The organism is Streptomyces caeruleatus (assembly GCF_001514235.1).
Classification (GTDB): Bacteria; Actinomycetota; Actinomycetes; order Streptomycetales; family Streptomycetaceae; genus Streptomyces; species Streptomyces caeruleatus.
In genome coordinates this window covers 252,329-272,677 of sequence record NZ_KQ948931.1, presented here as the reverse complement: position 1 = coordinate 272,677, position 20,349 = coordinate 252,329, and the positions used below count along the sequence as shown (strand labels likewise).

Below are 20,349 nucleotides of genomic sequence, written 5' to 3'. Positions count from 1 at the left end.
CCCGCTCACGTCCCCTTCACATCGGTGCACGTTGCGATACCGGTCCTGTATCGGGTTACGGGCTTGGCCAGGTCACACAAGATGAGCCGGGTACGGTATGCCCGGACGGACCACCGCCACACCCACAAGGGTGACGGCGGGACCGACGGAGAGGGCTGGTAGGTAGCTATGGAAGAGCCGCGTCGCCTCGGCGGCCGGTACGAACTGGGCCAGGTGCTCGGTCGTGGTGGCATGGCGGAGGTCTACCTCGCGCATGACACCCGGCTCGGCCGCACCGTGGCGGTGAAGACGCTGCGAGCGGACCTCGCGCGCGACCCGTCATTCCAGGCCCGGTTCCGCCGGGAGGCCCAGTCGGCCGCCTCGCTCAACCATCCCGCGATCGTCGCGGTCTACGACACGGGCGAGGACTACATCGACAACGTGTCGATCCCGTACATCGTCATGGAGTACGTGGACGGCTCCACGCTGCGTGAGCTTCTTCACTCCGGCCGCAAGCTGCTGCCGGAGCGCGCCATGGAGATGACCATCGGCATCCTCCAGGGCCTCGAGTACGCCCACCGCAGCGGCATCGTCCACCGCGACATCAAGCCGGCCAACGTCATGCTGACGCGCAACGGCCAGGTCAAGGTGATGGACTTCGGCATCGCCCGCGCCATGGGCGACTCCGGCATGACGATGACCCAGACCGCGGCCGTCATCGGCACCGCCCAGTACCTCTCGCCGGAGCAGGCGAAGGGCGAGCAGGTCGACGCGAGGTCAGACCTCTACTCGACCGGCTGCCTGCTGTACGAGCTCCTGACGGTACGCCCGCCCTTCGTCGGCGACTCCCCGGTGGCCGTGGCCTACCAGCACGTCCGCGAGGAAGCCCAGGCCCCGTCGGTCTTCGACCCCGAGATCACGCCCGAGATGGACGCGATCGTGCTGAAGGCCCTCACGAAGGACCCCAACTACCGCTACCAGTCGGCCGACGAGATGCGCGCCGACATCGAGGCCTGCCTCGACGGCCAGCCCGTCGCCGCCACGGCCGCGATGGGCTCGGTCGGCTACGGCGGCTACCCCGACGACCAGCCGACCACGGCCCTGCGCGCCACGGACGCCGGCGCCACGTCGATGCTGCCGCCCATGAACCCGGACGACGGCGGCTACGGCTACGACGACCGCATCGACCGACGCCGCCAGAAGAAGTCCAACACCTCGACGATCCTGCTGGTCGTCGCGGCTGTGCTGGTGCTGGTGGGCGCGGTTCTGATCGGTAAGTGGATCTTCGACGGGGAGGGGGTGGCCAACGACACCACCTCCGTTCCGGACTTCGTGAGCAACACCGAGCCCGAAGCCAGGCAAGCGGCCACGAACGCCGAACTGAAGCTCGAGTTCACGCAGAAGCCCTGTGAGAACCAGGTCAAGGGCAAGGTCTGCACTCAGGACAAGCAGCCCGGCGAGAAGGTGAAGAAGCAGTCCGTCGTCAACCTGGTCATCTCGACCGGTGCTCCGAAGGTGACGGTGCCGAGCGTGATCGGCCTGAGCCTGGAAGACGCCAAGACGCAGCTCGAGGGCGACGACTACGGCTTCGAGATCAAGACGGAGACACGTGAGGTGTCCTCCGACGATCCCGGCACCGTCCTCGACCAGGACCCGCGGCGTGGCGAGGAGGTCGAGAAGGGCTCGACGATCACCCTCACCGTCGCCAAGGAAGAGGAGAAGTCCACCGTCCCGGCGGTCCTCGGCAAGACCTGCGACGAGGCAAAGGCCCAGATGACGGCCAACGACCTGGTCGGCAACTGCACCGAGGTCGAGACCCAGGACCCCAACCAGGTCGGCAAGGTCATCGCGACCTCGCCGGAGGCGGGCAGCCAGGCGGACAAGAACTCGACGGTGACGATCCAGATCGGCAAGCAGGCCCAGCAGAAGACGCCGGTGCCGAGTGTGGTGGGTCAGACGGTGGGCCAGGCCAAGCAAACCCTGCAGGCAGCAGGCTTCACCAACATCCAGTTCGCCGACGGCAGCGACCAGAGTGACACCGCCTTCGTCACCGACCAGGACCCGAAGGGCAACCAACAGGTCGACGACCCGGCGAACACGCAGGTGACCCTGACCACCTTCGGCGCCGGAGGCAACGGCGGCAACAACGGAGGTAACAACGGCGGCCAGATCTTCGGCGGCGTGACGGGAACGTCCGCCCGCACGGAGGACTGACCCTCCCGCACACAACCGAGCCCCGGCGCCCTGACAGGGTGCCGGGGCTCAGCCATGTCCCTGCCGCGAACCGGCGAGGCTCGGAAACCCGTTCCCCTCTCGCTCGTGCCTTCCCACTTCACGGCTCGTTGACCGGGTGGGGTGGGGACCCAGAGCTCTGCCCCAGCCATACGGCTACACCGTGAACGGAAGGGCAGAACGTGATCGACCAATCGGCACTGCTGGAGTCCAAGAGCCTGCGCGACAGCGTGCTGGAACGAACCGACGTCCTCGACAGGGTGAAGGCGCTGTCACTGCTGCCGGACGGGATGCATGTGACTACGGCGATGGTGGCGGCGTACTTCGGGGTCACCACCGATGTCATCCGGCAGCTCACGAAACGCCACCGCGAAGAGCTGGAAGTCAACGGGATGGTTGTACTGCGCGGCTCTGACCTGCGGAAATTCGAGAGTGACAACGTGTCACTCTCGCTGGGCAGTCATCCACAGGCACGTCGAAGCCTCACCATCTACTCCCGGCGCGCCGTCCTCAACATCGCCATGCTCCTCCGCGACAGCGACGTCGCACGTCAGGTGCGCGCGTACCTCCTCGACATGGAGTACGCGGCCCGCACACAGCCTGTGGAAAACCCGCCCCCGACCGACATCGCCTCCCTCGACGACCGCATCGCCCGCATCGACCAGCGCATCACCCACATCCTCGGCAAGACCGTAGTGCCGATGTTCAACGCACTGATCGCCACCTCCGGCGAACACCGCCGCGAACTCATCGAGCTCCGCGAGGACATCCAGAACGTCGAGCGCAAACTGTGCTGGCACCACCGGCGGATCAGCACCCTGGAAGGAGAGTCACCGACAGACCAGGTACGCGCCTCCATCGCAGCCATGACCTGGCAGGCCTTCGAACGCCACGTCGCTGATCTGCTGCGCCGGGACGGCTGCATGGGCGTCGTCGTACGACAGGCCCGCAGCGACCGGGGTATCGACATCACCGGGCACACCGCGGACGGCCGCAGCGTGGCCGTCCAGTGCAAGAACCGGACCGGCCGTGTGTCCGTCCCCAGCGCCGAGATGCAGAAGTTCGCCGGAGCGGCATGCGCGATCGGGCAGGTGGATATCGCGCTCTTCGTCGCCACATGCAACTTCAGCAGCGAGGCACAAGCAATCGCTGACCTGAGCGGAGTCGTCACCGTAAACCGCGACGAATTGGAGGCATGGAGCGCAGGCGCCCGCCTCCCGGCCCTGCGATAGACCTCACACGCCAAGGGCCCGAAGCCGCAAAGACAAGTTGCGGCTTCGGGCCTCCACCATGCTAGGTGACCGACCTCCTGCAAGGAGCTCAGTCAGCGCAACTCCTCCGGCAACGTCCGCTCCGCATCCACCTTCTCCACCCGCTCCAACTCCCCCCACACGATGTACCGGTACCGGCTCGTGTACACCGGCGTGCAGGTCGTCAGCGTGATGTAGTGGCCCGCCTTCGTCTTGCCCGACTCCTTCGGGATGGCGGAGAGGACCTTGACGTTGTACTTCGAGGTCTCGGGGAGGATGCCGTAGACCTTGTAGACGTACCACTTGTCCTTCGTCTCGAAGACGATCGGGTCGCCCTTCTCGATCTTGTGGATGTTGTGGAACTCCGCCCCGTGCCCGTCACGGTGCGCGGCCAGGGAGAAGTTGCCCTTCTTCCCCGAGGTCGGCAGGGTCGCCTTGACCGGGTCGGTGTAGTAGCCGGCGACGCCGTCGTTGAGGATCTTCGTCGACGTGCCCTTCTCGACCAGGATGTCGTCACCGCTCATCGTGGGCACATGCAGGAAGCCGATGCCGTTCTTCGAGTCGAACTCGACGGGACGACCGGAGCCCTCGTCGTCCTGGTGGGCCCAGATGTCACGCACCTTGTCGGCCTGCTTCGCCGCCGCGCGATCGGCGACGACGTTCGTCCACCACAGCGAGTAGACGACGAACAGACCCAGCACCAGGCCCGCCGTGATGAGGAGTTCCCCGAACACGCTGACCGCCATCGCGCCCCGGCCCATACCCCGGCGGCGTGGCGGGGGCGCATTGGTTTCCTCTGGTGCGCCTTCAGTAGTCGCTGCCACGTTCATCGGGGTCCTCCGTGGATGCCCTGGCCTTCAGGCCGGGAAGGAAACGTACTCCTGCAGAACAGGGCAGGGAGAGCCAAGTCGTCGCCAGGACGATTCGGCGTCCACCACTGATAATTCGTCAGGCACTCACAAGATGACATGATAGTTTGTGAGCCATGTCCACTCATGTGAAGCGGGCGTTCAAGTACCGCTTCTATCCGACCGATGAGCAGGCAGCGGAGCTGTCGCGCACGTTCGGATGCGTGAGAAAGGTCTACAACCTGGCGCTCTCGGCACGTACTGAGGCGTGGGCGCTGCGGCAGGAACGGGTCAACTACAACGCAACATCGGTGATGCTGACGGCGTGGAAGCAGACTGAGGATCTGGCATTCCTCAACGACGTCTCCTCCGTCCCGCTCCAGCAGTGTCTGAGGCACTTGCAGGCCGCATTCACCCACTTCTTCGCCAAACGGGCCAAATACCCGCGGTTCAAGTCGAAGAAGAGGTCCCGAAAATCCGCGGAGTACACCTCCAGCGCGTTCCGGTTCCGGAACGGAAAGCTGACCCTGGCCAAGATGACGGAACCGCTGGACATCGTGTGGTCCCGTTCCCTCCCAGAAGGCGCATCGCCGTCCATGGTGACCGTGTCCCAGGACAGCGCGGGCCGCTGGCACGTGTCCCTGCTGTGCGAGGATCCGTCCGTCAAGCCGCTCCCGGCCACCGGCACGGCGATCGGCGTGGACGCTGGGCTCGACCACCTGCTGACCCTGTCGACCGGAGAGAAGATCACCAATCCCCGGCATGAACGGCGTGACCGCTGCCGCCTCGCCAAGGCCCAGCGGCAGCATGGCCGCAAAGCCACAGGCAGCAACAACCGGGAGAAGGCGCGCCGGAAGGTCGCCAAGGTCCACGCCCGGATCGCCGATCGCAGGCGTGACCACTTGCATCAGATCACCACTCGCCTCGTTCGTGAAAACCAAACGATCGTGATCGAGGACCTCACCGTTCGGAACCTGCTGAAGAACGGCCGCCTCGCCCGCGCCATCTCCGATGCGGCGTGGAGCGAGTTCAGGAGCCTGCTGGAGTACAAAGCCCACTGGTACGGCCGCGAAGTGATCGCGGTCGACCGCTGGTTCCCTTCGTCCAAGCTCTGCTCCACCTGTGGCAGCTTGCAGGACAAGATGCCGCTCAACGTCCGTATCTGGACGTGCGCCAGCTGTGGTACGGCCCACGACCGGGACGTGAACGCAGCGAAGAACCTCTTGGCCGCCGGGTTGGCGGTGTCGGCCTGTGGAGCCGGTGTAAGACCTCAACGGAGCACTCCGGGCGGGCAGTCGGCGACGAAGCAGGAAGCCCTACGGCGCGAGCCGCAGGATTTCCCCTCCCGGAGGAGGGGAAGGAAGCCAACTGCCCTTAACTGACGAGCGCATCCGGCTTGCCCTTGCTGCGCGGCCGTTCCTCGACCATCTTGCCCCAGACGATCAACCGGTACTTGCTGGTGAACTCCGGCGTACACGTGGTGAGTGTGATGTAGCGGCCCGCCTTGGTGAACCCCGACCCCGGCGGAACCGGATCCAGCACACTCACATTGCTCGGCGACGTCACCGGCAGGATCGACGCCATCTTGTACACGAAGTACTTGTCCTGCGTCTCCACGACGATCTCGTCGCCCTGCGAGAGCCGGTTGATGTACCGGAACGGTTCACCATGGGTGTTGCGATGCCCCGCCAACCCGAAGTTCCCGGTCTTGGCGTCCGGCATCGGCGTCTTCAGCTTGCCCTCGCCGTAGTGACCGACCATGCCCCGGTCGAGCACCTTCTTGTTGCTGACGCCCTCGGCGATCGGGACGACGACATCCAGCTTCGGGATGTGCAGGATGGCGAAGCCCTGCCCCGGCTCGAACGTCCCGGGATTGCGCTTGCCGCTCGCCCAGTCGTCCTGAAGGCTGCTCGCCTCCTTGTCCGCCTGCGCATGCGCCCGGACGTTCGTCCACCACAGCTGGTAGCTCACGAACAGCAGCATCAGCACACCGGTGGTGATGAACACCTCACCGATCGCCCGGCTGGCCAGCACCCCCGGACTGGGCTTACGCGCCTTGGCCTGCCTACGGGCCTCCACCCGCGAGAGCGGCGCACCGGAACTCTCCGAGCCCGACCCCGACTCCGTCTCCTCGCCCTCCGACGCCGGCCGGGAACCCCCATGGCGCCCATGACGCCGCTTGGCCGCCTTTCTACGGGCCGCACGGCCACCCGTCGGGGTTCCGGTGGTCGAAGTGACGGAAGAGGCGGCAGAAGCCGATATGGACTCGCCGGCACCCGCAGTCGGCGGATCCGCTATCCGCAGCGCTACGGTCTCGTCGTCCGCCGGAGGTATGTACGGCTCCGCATACGGCTCCTCGTACGACGCCGCCTCATACGGCTCCTCATAGGCGCCGGGGCCATACCCCTCACCCCCATAGTCGTCACCCCCATAGTCGTCACCCCCGTAGGCGTCACTCCCGTAGGCGTCACTCCCATAGGCGTCCGCGGCATGACCGTCAGCGGCAAAGCCCTCACCGCCGTAGCCATCACCGCCGTACCCCGCAGCGCCGAACCCCTCGACCCCCTGGCCCCGCGCCTGCCCCTGCCCCTGCCCCTGCCCCTGCCCCTGCGTGACGTAGTCCTCCCCGCCCTGCCACTCCCCGAGCGCACCGGAGCCCTCGTACGGCTGCTGCCCGTACGAGGTGCCCTGGTCGCCGGCGCCGCCGTAGGAGTCCGTGAAGGACTCCCCGTACGAGGCGCCGGACTCGCGCTCGGGGCGCAGCGCGGTCACGCCGTGGCCCTGCCCACCACCGGGGCGAGCCCCGCAGACCTTGCCACCGCACCCTGGTCGCCGCACTCCACCAGCCAGTTGGCCAGCATCCGGTGCCCATGCTCGGTCAGGACCGACTCGGGGTGGAACTGCACACCCTCGACCCGGAGTTCACGGTGCCGCAGCCCCATGATGATCCCGTCGTGCGTACGAGCCGTGACCTCCAGCTCGGCCGGCACCGTCCCCGGCTCCGCCGCCAGGGAGTGGTAGCGAGTCGCCGTGAACGGCGTCGGCAGGCCCGCGAAGACACCCCTGCCCTCGTGCTCCACCAGCGAGGTCTTGCCGTGCAGCAGCTCCGGCGCACGGTCCACCACACCGCCGTACGCCACCTGCATCGACTGCATACCGAGACACACACCGAAAACCGGCACGCCGGTCGAGGCACAGTGCCGGACCATGTCCACGCACACCCCCGCCTCCTCCGGCGTCCCCGGCCCCGGCGACAGCAGCACACCGTCGAAACCGTCCTGGGCATGCGCCGTCGACACCTCGTCGTTGCGCAGCACCTCGCACTCGGCACCGAGCTGGTACAGGTACTGGACCAGGTTGAAGACGAAGCTGTCGTAGTTGTCCACGACCAGAATGCGCGCGCTCACTGGTTGTCCACCGTCACATCGTTGAAGGGCAGCAGCGGTTCGGCCCACGGGAAGACGTAGTTGAACAGGACGTAGACCACGGCCACGACCAGAGCGAGCGAGATCAGCGCCCTCACCCACGCATTCCCCGGCAGATGCCGCCAGATCCAGCCGTACATGCCGTCCCTTTCGTCGCACCACGGCACCAGACTCACGCCGTACAGCCAACAGACTAACGGCGCAACGCCTCCGGTTTCCCGGCCTCCACAGGCTGGGTGGAGTCCAGATGGGCCCACACGATCAGCCGGTGACTGTGCCCCCACTCCGGATCACACGTGGTCAGAGTGAGATAGCGGCCCTCACGCGTGTACCCCGACTTACGGGGCACAGCGTCGATCACCTCAATGTCCGTGGGCAGGGTTTTGTAAGGGCCTTTGTCGATCCGATACGTGAACCAGGTGGTCCCGTCGGTCAGGACCACGGCGTCACCGGGCCTCAGCCTCGGCAAGTCCTTGAAGGGATCACCGTACGTACGCCGGTGACCGGCCACCGAAAAGTTCCCCTTCTGCCCCAGCTGCGCGGTCCTCGCGTAATGACCGAGCCCCTTCTTCAAGGTCCCGGTGGCGGTGCCTTCGAGCACCGGCTTGTTCCACGTGAAACCAAGACGCGGGATGTACATGATCGCGAAAGGCTTGTCCGCAGAGTACGGCGCGGGCGTCGGCGGACTCGCCTGCGCGCCCTTGCCCTGACCGGCCTCGCTGCCGGGAGCCGCGGCCGTGGGCCGCACCGCCCCCTGCGCCCACTGCTCCTGTAACCGATCAATCTGATCGTCCATGACGTGATCGGCCTTCACACCGGTCCAGAACAGCACATAGACGACGAACAGGACGATCACAGAGCCCACAGTGATGCACAGCTCGCTGACGGTCCTGACGACGACACGCACCGGCAGCTCCAGAGAGGACTAGAGCGGGCTCATTCCACAGGCTTGGCGTACTGCAGATCCACTGTGCCCGAGTAACCCGGCAGAGTCACCGTCCCGTCCTCGGTGACTTTCCAGCCAAGACCGTAGACATTCACGTACACCATGTAGTTCTGGATCGCCGGCGAAGCCGCGAGCGCCGTCTGCATCTTCTCCGGGTCCCCCACCGCCGTGATCTTGTACGGCGGCGAGTAGACCCGCCCCTGAAGAATCAGGGTGTTACCCACACAGCGCACCGCACTGGTCGAGATCAACCGCTGGTCCATGACCTTGATGCCCTTGGCGCCGCTCTGCCACAACGCGTTGACCACGGCCTGCAGGTCCTGCTGGTGAATGACCAGGTAGTCGGGCTGCGGCTCGGGATAGCCGGGAAGCTTCGCGGTCGCGTCCGGCGGAGCGTCGTTCAGCGTCACCGAGATCGCCTCACCCGACAGCTTCTGCGTCCCCGCGTTCCGCTCCAGCGCCGCCAGCTTGTCGTCCTCGGCCTGGGTACTGCCGTCATCCCGCTCGGCCAACGCCTCCACGTCATCCCGCAGGACCGCGTTGGACTCATTGAGCTGACCGTTCTTGTGACTGCGCTCCTGGATGAGGTCCGACAGCTTCAGCAGCGAGGCGTCCGTACGGATGTTGGTGCCCTTGGCCGTGTTGAAACTGGTGAAGAAAATGAGCCCCGCGAGAGCGAAGACGGCCGCGGTCAGCACCCGCACCGGCCGGAATCGGCCACGGACAGGACTGGATCCCGTCCCGGGGGAGTCGGCAGAATTGCTCAACGTACCCTTATCTCCTTCGGCGCCGCGGAAGCACTACGCTAACGGACGCCCGGGGGAGCAATCAGAGTCCCCTTGTACGCTGCCCCGAGCCAGCCACAGTTCCCTGCGCGGCCACGCAGCGCATCGACAGGAGAGACCCTCGTGCCGAAGTCACGTATCCGCAAGAAGGCCGACTACACGCCGCCGCCGTCGAAGCAGGCGGCAGCCATCAAGCTGAACAGCCGCGCCTGGGTCGCGCCCGTGATGCTGGCCATGTTCCTCATCGGCCTGGCCTGGATCGTCGTCTTCTACGTGACTGACGGTTCGCTGCCCATCGACGCCCTCGGCAACTGGAACATCGTGGTGGGCTTCGGCTTCATCGCCGCCGGATTCGGCGTCTCCACCCAGTGGAAGTAGCCGCCGAACGGGCGGTCACTTCACGGTGAACGCAGCTCTGCCCAGGGCTATCCGCTGAGTTATCCACAGCCGTTGTCCACAGTGTTGAAAAAGAAAGACGATCTGTGGATAACTCATCGACCGTTGACGCCGGTGTGACGAATTAACAGACCGGCGCCCGCAATCGAAAACCTGTTCACCCCCTGCCTGACCTGCGGAAACGCGGCTCGGTGACAGGGGGTACAGCTGTTCCCGCACAATGTGCACAAGATCCGGCACCCACTGTGGACAACAGGGCGCGTTAAGTGAGCTGGGCAGTCCTGAGCAGGGTCAGGAGCACCACGACAGCCAGGACCAGCGCGCATGTGCCGTACTGGATCAGCGCCCGGTGCTCACGTGGGGCGTGGACCATCGCGTAGCCCGTGATCACGCCGGCGACGAGGCCGCCGATGTGGGCCTGCCAGGAGATGTTGAATCCTGGGGCGAAGGTGAAGATCAGGTTGATCACCAGCAAGGCGATGATCGGCCGCATGTCGTAGTCGAGGCGCCGCATCAGGACGGCGGTGGCGCCGAACAGGCCGAAGATGGCGCCGGAGGCGCCGAGTGTGGCGGTGGTCGGTGAGGCCAGGAGGTAGGCGAGGGCGCTGCCTGCGAGGCCGGAGACGAAGTAGACCGTGAGGTAGCGGGCGCGGCCGAGGGCGGTTTCCAGGGGGCCGCCGAGCCACCAGAGGCTGAGCATGTTGAAGCCGAGGTGCCAGGGTGCCTCGTGGGTGAACATCGAGGTGACCAGGCGGTACCACTCGCCTCCCGCGACGCCTTGGGTGGGTGTGTACGGCGCCGGTGGCCATGCGCCGAGGAGGACCAGGTCGTTGCGGAGGGCGTCGCTGGTCTGGACGGCGATGAAGATCGCCAGGTTGATCCCGATGAGGATCTTGGTGAGGAGGCGGGGGTCGGCGGTGAGGGTGCCGCCTGCCAGGGTGCGGGGCTGGGAGGCGCTGGGGGCGCGGCCGGTGCCGGATCCGGTGCGGACGCAGTTGGGGCATTGGAAGCCGACGGAGGCGTTGACCATGCATTCGGGGCAGATGGGGCGTTCGCAGCGGGTGCAGCGGATGCCGGTCTCGCGGTCCGGGTGGCGGTAGCAGACGGGCAGGCTCTGGGCGTCCTGCGGGCTGCCTGCCGGCTGGTCCATGAGGTCCCCTAGGTCGTCGTACGCGGTGCACGTCCTCATGCACCGCCCCGCTCATCCTTACGGACGAGCGGGGCGTTTGGTTCCCTGTGGGAGGTGTCGGGCGCTGTGCGCGTCGCGGTCTCAGCTCTCGCGGGTTTCGATGACGACCGACTCGATGACGATGTCGTTGACGGGGCGGTCGGTGCGCGGGTTGGTCTGGACGGCGGCGATGGTGTCGACGGTCTTCTGGCTGGCGGGGTCGGTGACCTCGCCGAAGATGGTGTGCTTGCGGTTCAGCCAGGTGGTCGGGGAGACCGTGATGAAGAACTGGGAGCCGTTGGTGCCGGGCCCGGCGTTGGCCATGGCGAGCAGGTAGGGCTTGTCGAAGCGCAGGTCGGGGTGGAACTCGTCCTGGAACTGGTAGCCGGGGCCGCCGGTGCCGTTGCCGAGGGGGTCGCCGCCCTGGATCATGAAGCCGCTGATGACGCGGTGGAAGACCGTGCCGTCGTAGAGCTTGGCCGTGGACTTCTCGCCGGTGGTGGGGTTCGTCCACTCACGCTCGCCCTGGGCAAGTTCGACGAAGTTCTTGACCGTGATCGGCGCGTGGTTCGGGAAGAGCCGGACCTCGATGTCGCCGTGGTTGGTCTTCAGGGTGGCGTAGAGCTGCTCGGCCACGATCTGCCTTCCGTTGTCTTCCTGTGACCCTCCGATCCTCGCATGGACGTGGGTGTCCGTCGCCCGGCGTTCGTTCACCCGCACGCAACCGGGCTGATTCCTTGCAGAAAACCCATCGAGTCGGTCCGTGGCGGGGGCGCGACGGGAAGAACCGTGGCATTGTCGACGACAAGCCACGTTGCCCCGCATTGGTCCGTTATTGCACTTGATCAAGCACATCGGCACCCATATGCCCGCCCTCACATGCCGCAGAGCGTTCCGGCAGGCATGATCCGTAAAAGGGTGGAAAGTCGAATTACCGTACGCCACCGAGGAGGAGGAAACCCGTGACCCGCATCGACAGCGTGCGCGCCGCGACCGGCTCGGCGAAGGACAGCGTGCTGCACGCCGCGGAAGTGGTGGCGCCCTACGCCGACACCGCCAAGGACAGGGCTACGCACTACGCGCACGAGGCGCGCGTACGGCTCGCGCCGAAGGTGACGCAGGCCACCGAGCAGGCCCGCGCGCAGGCCCTTATGCAGTACGGCACGTATGTCGCGCCACGCCTGGAGCAGGCCCGTGCACATGTGCCGCCGAAGGTCGACCAGGCTGCCCATGAGGCTGCCGTCCGTACGCGTCAGGCTGCCCGGCAGGCCGCCGTCTACTCCCGGCCGAAGCTGGAGCAGGCTGTGGCCGCGGCCGGGCCCGTCAGGGACGAGGCCACTGCGCGTGGTGCGGCCGCGTTGGCCGCGTTGCGCGGTCAGGTCTCGCCGAAGGAGATCCAGAAGCTGGTCCGTAAGCATCAGCGGCGTGCCAAGGCGGGCCGTGCCGCGAAGATGCTGGCGGTGCTCGGTGTTCTGGCGGGCGGCGCTTTCGCGGCCTGGAAGTGGTGGGACAAGCAGGCCAACCCTGACTGGTTGGTCGAGCCTCCGGCTGCGACCGAGGTCCCCGAGGCGAATCGTCTGTCGTCGGTGGACGGCAGCGGCCAGTCTGTTCTCGATCCTGAGGTGCAGGCGAAGGAAGCCGAGGAGGAGGCGGCCCGGCGCGACGAGGGCCGGTGATGTGAAGGGCCGGTGACGGCCCTGGGCATCGAACTGGACTGTGGGGCGGGAGACTTGAGGGTCTCCCGCCCCACAGTGATGTTTCACGTGGAACACCGACCGGGTTCCACCAGGCGACTGCGCGACGGTGCGTGTTTACGCCCGCCCTCCACGATGACGTTTGCAACGGCCGCCATGTGCAGGTCCCGCGCAGATTTCCTTAACGGCATGCGTCCGCCTGATTACGCGAAGGCATGCACACCAGCTCACACGGGCCCCCCGCACCCGGGCGCCCACCCCGGCATCATGTCCACGACCTGCGCAACCATCGACGTCACCACTCGTCGCGGGCATTTGCGCAAACATCTGCAATGACGCCACGTCGCTTCACGTGACGCACGTCACCCGGGGCGTCGCGCCCGTTCGGGTCCGGGCATGCGAAGACCGGCCAGAGGCGGTGAAGCGTCTGACCGGTCCGAGGTGTGGAGCCTAGGGGAGTCGAACCCGAAATTGTTACCTTCCCGACCTGCGGAAATGCCGGAGAACCCGGACAAACACTCCTGTTCCATACTCCTGCATCCCGCTCGATCCCCTTCGATCCGCGCCCCGTGCTGACACGTCAGCACGGGCCTGCCAGCCGTTGCAGCCACGAACCTTGGACCGACCTTGATCTTCCACAGGCCCATAATCCCTGCGATCGCAAGCCGCTGAACTGACAGTGCTATCGCAAACTTCGCCTGATGTTCCGACCACACCCCACGAACAGCATGTCGGGCCCCTGCCCCCAAGCGAAGGCCTCTGATTCTGATGCGCCTCTGACCGGCTACTCAAGGGTTTGGCGGACTGGTACGTCGGACCTGGGCACCACCGGGACCTAGTGCACATGTGTGCCAAAAGGGAACCAACGCTCCCACCTTCCCCAGCCGAGCAGTCACGGTCTTCACTCCGCGAGGCGAGGCATCGGGGCGCCGCAACGGACACTCTCACTTCACCCCTGCGGCTGAGCTCCGACCGAGGGTCAGTGTTCAAGCTTCGCCGAACATGACGTTAGCGGTCGAGTTCAGCTGCGAACTCATCTGGTCCAGCCGGCCACTCCCGCACTTCCCAGTGTGACGCTCGCCGCATGCGGAAGCTGACTTTTCGCCTGCGGCCCCTACCGAGTCACGGGCTGTTGGGTCAACATCAACTGAAGACGTATCAAGGCCCGTGAGGTTCAGGGAGAAGCGTGCGCGAAGACATGACCATCGCAGGCCGCTACAAGCTGTTACGCACGCTCGGCAGCGGCGGCTTCGGTGAAGTCTGGGAGGCACTGGACCAGACTCTTGACCGGCTAGTCGCCATCAAGTTCATCACTGGCATCGCTCAGTACCCGGAAGCAGCCAGCCGGTTCGCACGCGAGTCCAAGACCCTCGCCAAACTGAACCACCGCAGCATCGTCACGGTCCACGACGCCGGAACGATTGAACACGGCGGCCACTCAGTGCCGTACGTCGTGATGGAACTCTTGGCCGGCTCGACTTGGGATGTCGCGCAAGTGAACTCGGTCGTTGAAACCGGAGCGAGCCTGGCGGACGCGCTCGCTCACATCCACGACGTGAAGATCGTTCACAGGGACGTCAAGCCCGCGAACATCATGATCCGCGCGGACGGGACCGCCGTGCTGATGGACTTCGGCATTGCGCGCGACGACAACTCCATCACGCGTACCGTCACCGCACCCGGGATGGGGTTCGGTACCCCTGCCTACATGGCTCCCGAACAGCTCGACGGCGAACCCGCCACCCCCGCCTCCGATGTCTATGCACTGGGCCTGGTCCTGGTCGAGAAAGTCACCGGCACGCGCGCCTCCTCCGGGCTGCTCGCCCCCAAGGACCGCGACTCGGTCCCCCCCGGACCTGCTGATGCTGCTGGATCGGATGACCTCCCTGCAGCCGGCCGAGCGGCCTTCCGCCGTCGAATGCCGCGAGCTGCTGCGAGAATCCACCTCCACGCCACCCCCCGGCGCGCTCCCAGGCCGCCGCGCTGCGACGTCGAGGGCTACGGCACACCTTCGCGGTGTGCCAGCCGCAGCGGGCCAAGCGGGGCCGGAGAGCCGCCCGGTGACGATCAAGCACGGTGGCAGGAGCGCGACCGCCGCAATCACGCTGGCATTGCTGTGCGCTGCAGCGGGCCCGGTCCTAGCGCAGGCTCAGCCGCTGATGGGCGTGTCATGGGCGGCCTGGTTCGTCACGGGCGCGCTGCTGCTTCTCCGGCGCAAGGTGGCCGGACGCTGGGTGATCGCGACAGCTGGCGGCGCGGTGACCCTGCTGTACCTATTCCTTCTGGGGGTGGGAGCGGCGACGAAGGGACCCCCGGTGATCGTCTTCGTCATCGGCCCACTGACGGCCCTTTCGGCGGTCGCCGCCATGATCACAGCCCTAGACCCGTCCACCGGCCACTGGTGCCGCCGTCAAAGCTAGATGAGCTGCCCTCGTTCGAACCGGTTTTTCCGGCACGAACGAGGGCGGCGAGGTGGGGAGCCTTCACGGCCCGCCACCGGGCCTGGGGATTCGACCGGCTTGAACACCATGGCCAGGGCGGGGGCCGCACTGTCAGCGCACTTGGTGACCTTCGTGTGCACCTCAACGTACGCCGACCGACGCCGCACTCCGCGTCGTGATCCCAACACGACTGCGCTCTGATCCGCTGACATTGACGTAAGCACAGCGACGGTCATGAGGAGATCACCCCGCCTGGGGAACACCCGGTGGCCCGAATCTACGGTGGCCGTTGGATCTGGTAGTCGATCGCGGCTCCGGACCCGTCTCGGTGTTCAGCGATTGCTATCCCAAGGCGGGCGCGCCATGACCTCAACCCGGATTCGGCAGAGCCGCCCGTGGGGTGCAGGCCACCCAAACCGGGATGCCGATGCCGGTGGCCAGCGGTTCACCGAAGAGCTGCCCGGAGACAAGATCCGACAGTTGCGTCGTCCCATGCCGGTCGGTGCGGGCGGCCAGAAGACGGCTGTCGGAGCAGTTCACGATGGTCACCGACCCGCCGGTGGGAGCGGTCAGAGGCTGGTCGAGGAGCCGGCCGGTGGCGGGATCCCAGAGCCGCACCGTGCCGTCCTTGCCGCTGGTGGCCAGCAGGCGGCCGTCCGGGGAGAACGCCACCGCCCAGACAGTGTCAGTGTGGCCGGTTAAGGGCATGCCGACGGGCTTCCTGGTGACCGTGTCCCACAATCGCACCGTCCAGTCCCGGCCAGTCGTGGCCAACAGGCGACTGTCGGGAGAGAAGGCCACGCCTTCCGAGTCTGCGGTGTGACCGGTCAGGGGTCTGCCGACTCGCTTGCCCTGGACCGGGTCCCACAGCCGCACTGTTCCGTCCCTGGAGGTGGTGGCCAGCACACGGCCGTCAGGGGAAAATGCTGCCCTGACCACGGTGTTGGTGTGGCCAGTGAGCGGTTTGCCGACGGGACGGCCGGTAGTCGTGTCCCACAGCCGCACCGCGCTGTCCCGGCCGCAGGAGGCGAGTAGGCGGCCGTCCGGTGAGACCGCCACGCCCACCACGGCATTTACGTGGCCGGTGAGGGGCGGGAGGAGCGGCTTGCCGGTGGCTGTGTCCCACAGCCGGACCGAGCTGTCGCCGCTGCCAGTGACCAGAAGGCTGCCGTCGAAGGAGAACTTCAGGTCCCAGACAGCGGCGGTGTGCCCGGTCAGCGACGGCCCGACCGGTCGCCCGGTCGCCGGATCCCATAGCCGGACGTCGCTACTGCTCGCTGCCAAGGTCTCTTCGCCGCCCGTGGTGGCAACGCAGTACTCGCCGGGCCCGGGGCCCGGTGCGTCCGGGGCGAAGTCCGCCTGTCGGAACGGACCTGTGTCCACCTTGGTGGGAGGCACCGTCGACTCGGACGGACGGTCGAGCTGCCGCAGGGCACCGGCTAGATGCCCTGCGTCCCGGTGCCGTCGATCGGGCTCCTTGTGCAGCAGGGTCAGTACTAGCTGGTCCCAGGCGGGTGGGATATGGCCGGACACGGAACTCGGAGCCGGCGGCTCCTGGACGAGGTGCGCCGAGATCTGGCCCACGGCGTCGGGGGCCTGGAACGGCAGCTGCCCCGTGATCATCTCGAAGAGGAGGCAGCCGAGCGCGTACAGGTCACTGCGTGGTTCGGGGAAGCCCCGTGCCTGTTCCGGGGCCATGTACGCGGGGGTGCCCACGAGGAAGCCGGTCTGGGTGAGCCGGTCGGCGGTCGCCCCAGTGTCGACCGCCCGGGCGACACCGAAGTCGAGGATCTTCACAGTGCCGGACTGCGTGAGCAGGATATTCGACGGCTTGAGGTCCCGGTGCAGAATTCCGGCCTCGTGCGCGGCTGCCAGCGCGTCGCACATCTGCGCGCCCCATCGGGCGGCGTCCGACAGGACGACCGGGCCCCGGCGCAGGGTCACGTTCAAGCCCTCGCCGCGGAGCAGCTCCATCACCAGATACGGCACCTTGCCAGGGCCGGCGCCAGCCCCGATCTCAGAGTCGGCTTCGGTTTCGCCGAGGTCGTGGATGGTCACGATGTTCGGGTGCTGCAGGCGCGCGGTGAGCTGTGCCTCCCGAAGGAACCTGGCGCGTGCCTGGTTGCCTCGGCTTCCGCCTCCGGCGAGCGGGGAGATCACCTTGGCCGCGACAGGTCTGCCCAAGGTCTCGTCCTGGGCCTCCCACACCTGCCCCATCCCACCCTCACCGACCAGCCGCACCAACCGGTAGCGCCCACCGAGGAGTTGACCTTGCCGCATCACACCACCCCCTGTTCCAGACGCAATTAAGCCTCCCGTCGCCACGGGCGGGCCTGAATCCCGCACGAGGACTACGGAAGCGGGGGACGGCCTGCCGATGCCGGGCAAGCATTCCACCCCATGCGTCTCCGTGACCATGGAACGGCTGGTGACGCACACAACCGACACGGATCGGCTCCCACCCCAACTCGCCGCGCAGCCGGCAATGCGGTGGCACCAGTGCAGAACCCGCGCCCGGGCGCGGGCGCCTCGCGGCCCTGCGTACAGCGCCTGCCTCAGTGCCTCGAAGCAGCTCTCCCCCTACGTGACGGTTTGCCGGTTCGCTTGGCAGGTCGTTTCGGCTGTGGGTGGGGGCATCCCCGCCGCTGACTCTGGCTGAAGCTCGCCAGCGCGGCACTCGGCGGGGCACCGGTGGCCTTCGCAGAGACACATCAAATCGGCGGCGCGGACGCAAAGCGCTTCATGGCCGAGGGCCAGCGGCGCCTCCCCTGCGATCGACGCCGTCACAAACGGCGTCGAGTCCATCGTCGAGATCCTGTTCCTCAAGGGCGACTACGAGGAGAACGTCTTCGCGAAGTCGAGCTGACGGGCACAGGAGACGCCCGCTTCGGCAACCGGAGCAAGAATCCCGGACGTCGACTGCCAGGACGAAGACGGACACCGCGCGCACCGACCTGCGACTCGCGGTAGGCACTCCATCCACATGTAAGAGATGCAATGCAACTTCGCAGCTTACGCAAACCTTCGATGGTGGCGCTCGCCGTGCACTTGAAGAAGCAATCTTGAGCCGACTGCGGACTTTTTCTTCCTCACAGGCTGGGGACAGACAAACCTGCTGTTCAGAGCCACTATTTCGTGCGGCGCGACCCGCTATCCACAGGCCCGTCCCTCGGGTTGCCCACAGCCGAAGGTCAAGTATCCCCAGAGGCAAGGCCGTTGTACCCAGGCGCCTGTGGACAGCCAGATTCGACTGGGGCCATGGGCGTGCCACTATCAGTGAGCCGGGCGACCGAACTGGTCCTCTGCGTATTGCAATTGACGTTGAGTAGGTTTCACGTGAAACGACGCGTGGGCGCAACTCGCCGACATGAAGCGGAGTTGGGCCTCTCGTTTGTCAGGTGCGTGCCGTAGAAACGACATGCCAGACACGACGCACTGCCCCAGCTGACCCGCTTCGTGTCAGTGACGCACCACAGAATTGTTCATGGCGGCCTTTTGGAGCCACCGCCAACACGGCGCTGGCTCCCTGCTCGCAACAGAAGGCCACCGACTTCGACAGCAAGAACCGACGACCTCAGGAGGTCACGATTCCCACCGCGAAAGAGCCTGAGGGCTCCCACCGTCAAAACAGCCCTGACCAGCACCTTGAGGGTCCCCCGCTCGGCGAGAAGCCGCAGACCAAGCGGCTTAGCCCGGCCCAGATCCGGGCGCGTCGACTGCTGGACACCGCGAGCGACGAACTCGTGCGCCTGGTCATGCAGGCGTCCGCGACCGGTGCGTACGTGTGGGCGGTCCACTGGATCGAGCGCCGCTGAGCTCATGCCGCCTGGGAGTAGTGGTGCTCCCAGGCGGCCACCGTGTACCGACACGGCCGCCTGGTCAGACCGCGTTCTGCCGGAGATCGAGGTAGTCCCGACGGACCCCGGGTACTTCATCGAGATCCTCGACGTCAGGGCGACTACGAGGCGAACGACTTCGTGAACACAAGCCGGCAGACATGGGCCTCGCCGAGTTCGGCAAGCTGATCGACCATCCCGTACGTCGACCGCCAGGACGAGAACAGGCATGTCGCGCAGGCACCAAGTGCGAGACGTGAATCGTGATGATCGGGAACATCTACCGGAAGCGGAGACAACAGCATCGGACGCCGCCGAGTGCAAGGCCGGGGACGTGCTCACCGGGATGTGTACAGATTGACGTCTCAGTGATCGGACGCGCACATCGGCATCGGGCGGGCAGGAACACGCCGGTGGACTACAAGGACTTCGACGTCGCGTACGTCTTCGTCACCTTCGACTACGTACGCGACAACCTCACCTTCCGCGAGGAGACGGGGCGACCACCGCTGACTTCGAGGGCCAGACCAAGAAGGCGACTTACCCCAAGTCAGCAACCACAAGGACGACGGACATCTGGTGAGCGGGCGCACGGCGACCATGCTGCACGCCGGCGGCAAGTTCGGCGAGTAAGAAGCACCTGCGGGAGGACAACGAGGAGAACGGCGGCGCGTAGCCGCGAATGTGCAGGTCACCAGACCTGTCCGAGATCAGCGGCGAAGCAGCGGCGTGGTTCATGGGCTCCAGGTACCGCGCCATCCATTGCGTCGGCGGAGACCGATAGACCGCCGCCCTGAATCGCGTTTGCGCAGTTCAGCGTGCCAATGGCGCAGGATGCGGCATGCACGAACGGCTCTATGTGACCGGCTTCACCATCGGGCGTGTCGGGGTGCCGAGCTATCCGGCGTTGTCGGTCGCGCCCCACACAATGGTTCCCGGCGGCCTTTTGGTGCCACCGCCACAACGGCGGCGGCCCCCTGCTCGCAACAGGAGGCCACCGACTTCGACAGCAAGAACCGCCAACCTGAAGGAGACAACGATTCCTACCGAGAACGAGCCTACGGGCTCCCACTGTCAAAGCAACTCTGACCAGCACCTGGACGGTCCCCCGCTCGGCGAGAAGCCGCAGACCAAGCGGCTTAGCCCGGCCCAGATCCGGGCGCGTCGACTGCTGGACACCGCGAGCGACGAACTCGTGCGCCTAGCGGTGAAGGCGTCCCTGACCGGCGTGTTCGCGGGGGCGGTCTACTGGATCGAGCGCCGCTGAACCGGGCCGCCTGGGAGTGCCCGAGGTGCTCCCAGGCGGCCCTCCCTGTCAGGGAAGCTGCGAGATGGGATACGGCGCTGAC

The 20,349-nt window shown here is 66.4% G+C and carries 15 protein-coding genes and 2 pseudogenes; 7 read left to right on the top strand and 10 right to left on the bottom strand.

Annotation, left to right across the window (positions count from 1 at the left end):
• The first annotated feature begins 168 nt into the window (after nucleotides 1-168).
• Nucleotides 169-2,193, top strand: coding sequence for a Stk1 family PASTA domain-containing Ser/Thr kinase (gene pknB, locus AQJ67_RS24865; protein WP_062721288.1), 2,025 nt, complete (start codon nucleotides 169-171; stop codon nucleotides 2,191-2,193).
• 200 nt (nucleotides 2,194-2,393) lie between these two features.
• Nucleotides 2,394-3,443 carry a restriction endonuclease gene (locus AQJ67_RS24860; RefSeq protein WP_062721287.1) on the top strand — a complete coding sequence of 350 codons (1,050 nt, stop codon included), beginning with the start codon at nucleotides 2,394-2,396 and terminating at the stop codon, nucleotides 3,441-3,443.
• Nucleotides 3,444-3,535: 92 nt separating this feature from the next.
• Here AQJ67_RS24860 and AQJ67_RS24855 read toward each other — a convergent pair whose 3' ends face one another.
• On the bottom strand, nucleotides 3,536-4,291 hold the full coding sequence (locus AQJ67_RS24855) for a class E sortase (RefSeq protein ID WP_208615037.1): 756 nt from the start codon (nucleotides 4,289-4,291) through the stop codon (nucleotides 3,536-3,538).
• A gap of 155 nt (nucleotides 4,292-4,446) precedes the next feature.
• Between AQJ67_RS24855 and AQJ67_RS24850 the strand changes: the two genes are divergently transcribed.
• A complete protein-coding gene (locus AQJ67_RS24850; RefSeq protein ID WP_062721286.1) occupies nucleotides 4,447-5,691 on the top strand; it encodes an RNA-guided endonuclease InsQ/TnpB family protein in 1,245 nt (414 codons plus the stop codon).
• Here the strand turns inward: AQJ67_RS24850 and AQJ67_RS24845 are convergent.
• The 5 genes from AQJ67_RS24845 to AQJ67_RS24830 are packed head-to-tail and all read right to left on the bottom strand — an operon-like array spanning nucleotide 5,684 to nucleotide 9,447.
• On the bottom strand, nucleotides 5,684-7,081 hold the full coding sequence (locus tag AQJ67_RS24845; protein ID WP_062721285.1) for a class E sortase: 1,398 nt from the start codon (nucleotides 7,079-7,081) through the stop codon (nucleotides 5,684-5,686). The genes AQJ67_RS24850 and AQJ67_RS24845 overlap by 8 nt on opposite strands.
• On the bottom strand, nucleotides 7,078-7,716 hold the full coding sequence (locus tag AQJ67_RS24840; protein ID WP_062721284.1) for an aminodeoxychorismate/anthranilate synthase component II: 639 nt from the start codon (nucleotides 7,714-7,716) through the stop codon (nucleotides 7,078-7,080). The genes AQJ67_RS24845 and AQJ67_RS24840 overlap by 4 nt, the downstream gene beginning before the upstream one ends.
• Nucleotides 7,713-7,910: a hypothetical protein gene (locus AQJ67_RS46985; RefSeq protein WP_167366221.1), complete on the bottom strand. Its 198-nt coding sequence runs from the start codon at nucleotides 7,908-7,910 to the stop codon at nucleotides 7,713-7,715. The genes AQJ67_RS24840 and AQJ67_RS46985 overlap by 4 nt, the downstream gene beginning before the upstream one ends.
• Nucleotides 7,911-7,927: 17 nt before the next feature.
• On the bottom strand, nucleotides 7,928-8,641 hold the full coding sequence (locus AQJ67_RS24835) for a class E sortase (protein ID WP_062721283.1): 714 nt from the start codon (nucleotides 8,639-8,641) through the stop codon (nucleotides 7,928-7,930).
• 29 nt (nucleotides 8,642-8,670) lie between these two features.
• Nucleotides 8,671-9,447, bottom strand: coding sequence for a DUF881 domain-containing protein (locus AQJ67_RS24830; RefSeq protein ID WP_079056149.1), 777 nt, complete (start codon nucleotides 9,445-9,447; stop codon nucleotides 8,671-8,673).
• Nucleotides 9,448-9,588: 141 nt separating this feature from the next.
• Here AQJ67_RS24830 and crgA point away from each other — a divergent pair, with 141 nt between their 5' ends.
• Nucleotides 9,589-9,843, top strand: a complete 255-nt coding sequence (crgA, locus tag AQJ67_RS24825) for a cell division protein CrgA (RefSeq protein WP_062721281.1) — start codon at nucleotides 9,589-9,591, stop codon at nucleotides 9,841-9,843.
• Between the two features lie 280 nt (nucleotides 9,844-10,123).
• Here crgA and AQJ67_RS24820 read toward each other — a convergent pair whose 3' ends face one another.
• Nucleotides 10,124-11,011: a rhomboid family intramembrane serine protease gene (locus AQJ67_RS24820; RefSeq protein WP_062721280.1), complete on the bottom strand. Its 888-nt coding sequence runs from the start codon at nucleotides 11,009-11,011 to the stop codon at nucleotides 10,124-10,126.
• 120 nt (nucleotides 11,012-11,131) lie between these two features.
• Nucleotides 11,132-11,665 carry a peptidylprolyl isomerase gene (locus tag AQJ67_RS24815; protein ID WP_062721606.1) on the bottom strand — a complete coding sequence of 178 codons (534 nt, stop codon included), beginning with the start codon at nucleotides 11,663-11,665 and terminating at the stop codon, nucleotides 11,132-11,134.
• Nucleotides 11,666-11,991: 326 nt separating this feature from the next.
• Here AQJ67_RS24815 and AQJ67_RS24810 point away from each other — a divergent pair, with 326 nt between their 5' ends.
• Both AQJ67_RS24810 and AQJ67_RS49530 read left to right on the top strand, forming a co-directional pair.
• On the top strand, nucleotides 11,992-12,705 hold the full coding sequence (locus AQJ67_RS24810) for a DUF5324 family protein (RefSeq protein ID WP_062721279.1): 714 nt from the start codon (nucleotides 11,992-11,994) through the stop codon (nucleotides 12,703-12,705).
• A 1,216-nt stretch (nucleotides 12,706-13,921) separates the two neighbouring features.
• A pseudogene (locus AQJ67_RS49530) lies at nucleotides 13,922-14,515 on the top strand (serine/threonine-protein kinase); the annotation flags it as partial.
• A 656-nt stretch (nucleotides 14,516-15,171) separates the two neighbouring features.
• Here the strand turns inward: AQJ67_RS49530 and AQJ67_RS49525 are convergent.
• A pseudogene (locus tag AQJ67_RS49525) lies at nucleotides 15,172-15,316 on the bottom strand (IS256 family transposase); the annotation flags it as partial.
• 217 nt (nucleotides 15,317-15,533) lie between these two features.
• Nucleotides 15,534-17,444 carry a WD40 repeat domain-containing serine/threonine protein kinase gene (locus AQJ67_RS45555; RefSeq protein ID WP_079056147.1) on the bottom strand — a complete coding sequence of 637 codons (1,911 nt, stop codon included), beginning with the start codon at nucleotides 17,442-17,444 and terminating at the stop codon, nucleotides 15,534-15,536.
• 2,397 nt (nucleotides 17,445-19,841) lie between these two features.
• Between AQJ67_RS45555 and AQJ67_RS47780 the strand changes: the two genes are divergently transcribed.
• A complete protein-coding gene (locus tag AQJ67_RS47780) occupies nucleotides 19,842-20,267 on the top strand; it encodes a hypothetical protein (protein ID WP_159058822.1) in 426 nt (141 codons plus the stop codon).
• Nucleotides 20,268-20,349: the final 82 nt, after the last annotated feature.